Here is a 5,717-nt window from a genome sequence, read left to right on the forward strand (position 1 = left end):
AAGAAACCCTTGCGGTTTTGTATTACAGGAATTACTGTTTACCGCTAGACGGTAACCTCACAATTGCTTGCTTGGCTAACAGTCAAAACCTAAATTTTTATTATTGTACTTCGTCAAAACCTTTTTGAAGGCGTACATAGCTCTTACGACGTTCAATAGCGTCACGTTCAGTTTTAGCGAACAATTCTTCAGCCATTTCAGGAGCAGCTTTCTTCAAGGATGCATAACGAACTTCGTTCATTAAGAAATCACGGAAGTTTTCAGTTGGTTCTTTGGAATCCAAGCTGAATGGGTTTTTGCCTGCTTCTTTAAGAGCTGGGTTGTAACGATAGAGATCCCAGTAACCGGCTGCAACAGCACGACGTTGTTCTTCCTGAGCGTTACCCATACCGCCTTTAATACCATGGTTAATACATGGAGCGTAAGCGATAATCAAGGATGGACCTGGATATGCTTCAGCTTCGGTAATAGCTTTCATCAACTGGTTCTTATCAGCACCCATGGATACTTGTGCTACATATACGTAACCATAAGACATAGCCATCATGCCAAGGTCTTTCTTCTTAGTACGTTTACCGCTGGCAGCGAACTGAGCTACGGCAGCTGTATGAGTGGATTTAGAAGACTGACCACCGGTATTGGAGTAAACTTCGGTATCGAATACGAATACGTTGATGTCTTCGCCGGATGCCAATACATGGTCAAGACCACCGAAACCGATATCGTAAGCCCAACCGTCACCACCGAAGATCCACTGGGAACGTTTAACTAAGTATTGTTTCTTAGCCAACATTTCTTTAACTTCAGGAGTCTGTTCAGCAGCTTCTAATTCTTTAACTAAAGCAGCAACGCGTTCACGGGAACCTTCGCCCTGGTCTTTAGCTTCTACCCAGTTTTCAATAGCTTCTTTCAAGCTTGGAGCTGCATTTTCAGCAATTACTTGAGCAGTTTCAGCCAACTGAGCGCGAACTTTGTTAGCACCGATTAACATACCATAGCCGTATTCAGCGTTGTCTTCGAACAAGGAGTTAGCCCATGCAGGACCAAAGCCGGCTTGGTTAGTAGTGTATGGAGATGCAGGCATGGAAGCACCCCAGATGGAGGAACAACCGGTAGCATTAGCAATAACCATACGGTCACCGAACAATTGAGTAATCAAACGAGCATATGGAGTTTCACCACAACCTGCGCAAGCACCGGAGAACTCGAGAAGTGGAGTTTCGAACTGGCTGCCTTTAACAGTTTCTTTCTTCATTGGGTTTGGTTTTACAGGTAATTTAACTGCATAATCCCAAGTTTCAGCAAATTCCATTTCGCCGTCGATAGGACGCATTTCAATAGCTTTGCCTTTAGGGGAAGGACAGATATTTACACAGTTGGAGCAACCTAAGCAGTCAAGTGGAGATACAGCAATACGGAATTGAAGATCTTTAGCACCTAAAGCTGGGATTGCTTCGAAGTTGTCAGGACCGGCAGCTACTTCTTCAGCTGTTGCCAATACAGGACGGATAGTTGCGTGCGGACATACGAACGCACATTGGTTACATTGGATACAGTTTTCTTTGATCCAGTGTGGAACGAAGAGAGCAGCACCACGTTTTTCATAAGCAGCAGTACCGGCAGGTAAAGTACCATCTTCGAAACCGGTGAAAGTACTTACAGGTAAATCATAACCTGCTTGAGCATTTACTGGTTTAGCAATGTTTTCTACATAGCTTGGGCAAGACTGGCAACCAGGTTTAACTGCTTTTTCACCGTTGTCAACTGCGTCTTTCCAAGATGCAGGAACGTCGATTTTAACAAGAGCGTCAACGCCTTTGTCGATAGCAGCGTTGTTCATGTCAACAACGTTCTGACCTTTTTTACCGTAAGTTTTTTCTACGGAATCTTTAAGGTATTCAATAGCTTTATCAACAGGGATGATGTTTGTCAATTTGAAGAATGCAGACTGACAAATCATGTTGATACGGCCGCCTAAGCCGATTTCACGAGCAATTTCAGCAGCATTGATGATGTAGAAATTTAATTCTTTTTCAGCAATGGTACGACGAAGTTTTGCAGGTAATTTTTCTTCTAATTCTTCAGGAGTCCAAGTACAGTTCAAGAGGAATGTACCGCCTTTTTTGATACCGCGAAGGAGGTCATATTCATGAACATAGGACTGACGATGACAAGCGATGAATTCAGGTTCGGTTACGAGGTAAGGTTTGTTGATTGGAGTCTTACCGAAACGAAGGTGAGACATCGTTACGCCACCGGATTTTTTGGAGTCATAGTCGAAGTATGCTTGAGCATACATATCAGTGTGGTCACCGATGATTTTGATAGCGGATTTGTTGGCACCTACAGTACCGTCAGAACCGAAGCCCCAGAATTTGCAGCCTGTTAAGCCTTCTGCAGTAACAGATACGCCTTCAGCACGTTTCAAGGAAAAGTTGGTTACATCGTCTTCGATGCCCAAAGTGAAGAAACGTTTAGGAGCGTCAGCAAGCATGTTATCGAATACGGACACGATGTCGGCAGGGATAACGTCTTTGGAGCTCAAACCGTAACGACCGCCATATACTTTAGCATTGATGTCGTTCTGTACTAAAGCAGCTTGTACGTCGAGGAATAAAGGTTCAGCCAAAGCACCAGGTTCTTTAGTGCGGTCTAATACAGCAACGCGTTCTACTGTCTTAGGCAAAGCAGCTACGAAACGATCGGTAGCGAATGGACGGAACAAATGAACTGTTACCATACCAACTTTGCGGCCTTGTTTATTCAAGTAGTCAACTGTTTCTTCTACTACTTGGCAGCTGGAACCCATAGCTACGATAACGTCAGTAGCATCAGGAGCACCATGGTAGTTGAACAACTGATAGTTACGGCCGGTAATTTTGTTGATTTCAGCCATGTAGTGTTCTACTACGTTAGGAACTTCAAGGTAGAATGGGTTGGAAGCTTCGCGATGCTGGAAGTAAATATCAGGGTTTTCAGCAGTACCGCGAGTTACAGGCGCATCAGGATTCAAAGCGCGTTTGCGGAATTCTTCAACTGCTTCCATATCTACTAATGGTTTTAATTCGTCATAGTCAAGAACTTCAATTTTCTGAATTTCATGAGAAGTACGGAAACCATCGAAGAAGTTGATGAAAGGTACGCGAGTTTTAATAGCTGTCAAGTGAGCTACAGGGGAAAGGTCCATAACTTCCTGTACAGATGCTTCGGAAAGCATTGCACAACCTGCTGCACGAGACGCCATAACGTCCTGGTGGTCACCAAAAATGGCCAATGCGTGTGCTGCAAGAGCACGAGCTGCTACATGGAATACGCCCGGTAATAATTCACCGGCAACTTTGTACAAGTTAGGGAGCATTAACAATAAACCTTGAGAGGAAGTAAATGTAGTTGTTAAAGCACCTGCTTGTAAGGAACCGTGTACAGCAGCGGCAGCACCGGCTTCAGATTGCATTTCTACAACCTGTACAGTATGGCCGAAAATGTTTTTACGACCTGTAGCTGCCCAGTCATCAACGTGTTCCGGCATTGGAGAAGATGGAGTGATTGGGAAAATCGCTGCTACTTCAGTAAAACCGTATGCAATGTGAGCCGCAGCCTGGTTGCCGTCCATAGTTTTCATTTTACGCATGTTAAAAAAGCCTCCTTAAGCATTAAGAATGAGTTTTACACTTGCTTACCCTTATTATCTCAGGAACAAATTCCCCCGCACCTAGCGCATATCTATGTCCATTACTGCATAAACGCACGATAAGACCCTATAGTATAATGAATACACTATAGGATTCAATTTTATACCGCGTATAAATTTTTGACATACATATTGGCAAATCACTTCTAATTCGCATTACTTCTACATTGTAAGCAACAAAGGACGTTAAATTTAATGCATTCTTTGTCGTAATTTTCGTAAAAGCATTGCCTATCTTGCAAAAATGTAATAATATAATAGTTATTAAAACTCTTTTGCATTTGGAGAACCTATTTCATTCCTAAAATAACAATTCGATATAGCCTCATGCTTTAATTATACAATTATAACGTGCATATAGCAACTGAAAGAGGCGTATCGGACTTGCTAATTATGAGATGTTGAGTTGATATTTTTTCATAGGTTCTCAATATTGCGAATGCTTTTCAATAAGATATTTTTCGCCCCCTCAACCGCTCCATTTGGTTCGAGGTATGACTATAACGCATTCTTGAAAAGCAGCTTCGAGTTTTTCATATATTATTTAACTAGTCGAGGTGTATTATGGATTTTCATCATTTAAAGTACTTTGTAGAAGTAGCCGATCAAAAAAGCTTCAGTAAGGCAGCTCGCAATCTGCATATTTCCCAGTCCGCCATCAGCCGTACCATCAAGGCTTTGGAAGATGAATTGGGCGTCGTTTTGTTCATGCGTAATGCCAAATCTGTAGAGTTAACTGACGGCGGCACTATTTTCTTAACACATGCCAAACGGGTTGTATTTATGTTTGAGCATTTAAAAGTAGATTTTGAGAACGAATTTCGTTTGGAACAAGGCTCTATTCTCATCGGTTTACCACCGATTACGGATGCACCGATTTTTGCACAGCTCTTGGGCGAATTTAAACGTGCTTATCCGCAGATTGAATTGGAATTATATGAACACGGTTCCAAGAAAATCGAACTTAGCGTACAAGAAGGTCTTATCGACATCGGTATTATTTGTACCAAACCAAATCCTAAAGAATTTGAATCTTTCTACCTCACCAGCGATCCGTTGTGTGTAATCTTACCACGCGATAACCCGCTCGCTAAAGAAAAAGAAATCTCCCTTGATATGTTATCCGAAGAATCCTTCGTACTCCACAAAGACGATTTCAATCTTCATGATGAAGTTGTTAAATCTTGTAAACATGCCGGCTTCCAACCGCACATCGTCTTTGAAACCAGCCAGCGCGACCTCATGCTGCAGACTGTAGGGGCTCATTTGGCCATCGCTTTATTGCCTAGCCGCCTCTGCCCTACTAAAGGTGAAAACACTAAAGTTGGTACCAGCGTAGTGGTTCGTCCGTTGGTTCGTCCTGAAATTACTCATACTTTATATGTAATCTGGAAAAAAGGTCATTATTTATCTCATGCGTCCCGCTTGTGGCTTGACTTCGTAACGGCTAAATTGCCGTTGCCAAGCGGTTCTATTGCAACTGAAGGGAAATAAGCGCTATGAGTGAGGAACGCCCTCGCCATCAAAGAATTAAAAATATAGGCAACTATTTGTTGCAAACGGTAAAAAAGACCGGCTTTTGGCTCTGCCTTATTATTATCGCCATGGCCGGTTATATAGCCTACCAACAGGCTCAAATCGATGAGTTGGCCACCCAGGTTTACGGTCAACACAATATGAGTGATTCGGACAGTTTCGACTATCGGATCACTAATCTGGAACATATCAGTAACGCCCATGCAGCCCGATTAAAAGAAACGGAAAAAGATATATGGATATTACGCAAGAAAATCGATAATCTCCAGTGGCGCCTCATGCAGTTGGAATGGATTCATCCGGAAATAACGGTTCCGCAAGCAGAGCCCACTAAACCATCACTGAAAGATTTCAACAGTAATCCGGGCAATGTTCCGTTCCCGTTAAAACCGGACGAAAGTATTATGAGTAATGAAACGCCTTAATCACGCACACCTCAGTGGTTAGGCATAGAAAAACTAGAGTTATAGGACAAAAAGTGTGTGTAGAA

General features: G+C 42.7%; 3 protein-coding genes. 2 read left to right on the forward strand and 1 reads right to left on the reverse strand.

The window, feature by feature from the left end:
• Positions 1 to 100 precede the first annotated feature (100 nt).
• Positions 101 to 3,631 carry a pyruvate:ferredoxin (flavodoxin) oxidoreductase gene (gene nifJ / locus QZL64_RS04590; protein ID WP_021840825.1) on the reverse strand — a complete coding sequence of 1,177 codons (3,531 nt, stop codon included), beginning with the start codon at positions 3,629 to 3,631 and terminating at the stop codon, positions 101 to 103.
• A 624-nt stretch (positions 3,632 to 4,255) separates the two neighbouring features.
• Between nifJ and QZL64_RS04595 the strand changes: the two genes are divergently transcribed.
• Positions 4,256 to 5,185: a LysR family transcriptional regulator gene (locus tag QZL64_RS04595; RefSeq protein ID WP_021840826.1), complete on the forward strand. Its 930-nt coding sequence runs from the start codon at positions 4,256 to 4,258 to the stop codon at positions 5,183 to 5,185.
• A gap of 5 nt (positions 5,186 to 5,190) precedes the next feature.
• Positions 5,191 to 5,652, forward strand: coding sequence for a hypothetical protein (locus tag QZL64_RS04600; RefSeq protein WP_021840827.1), 462 nt, complete (start codon positions 5,191 to 5,193; stop codon positions 5,650 to 5,652).
• The last annotated feature ends 65 nt before the right edge of the window (positions 5,653 to 5,717 follow it).

The sequence above is a fragment of the Veillonella sp. CAG:933 genome, assembly GCF_000431435.1.
Lineage (GTDB): Bacteria > Bacillota > Negativicutes > Veillonellales > Veillonellaceae > Veillonella_A.

What these genes read in the sequence shown, in the direction of transcription:
- nifJ (WP_021840825.1), bottom strand. Translation starts at nt 3,631, where the DNA reads ATGCGTAAAATGAAAACTATGGACGGCAACCAGGCTGCGGCTCACATT.
- QZL64_RS04595 (WP_021840826.1), top strand. Translation starts at nt 4,256, where the DNA reads ATGGATTTTCATCATTTAAAGTACTTTGTAGAAGTAGCCGATCAAAAA.
- QZL64_RS04600 (WP_021840827.1), top strand. Translation starts at nt 5,191, where the DNA reads ATGAGTGAGGAACGCCCTCGCCATCAAAGAATTAAAAATATAGGCAAC.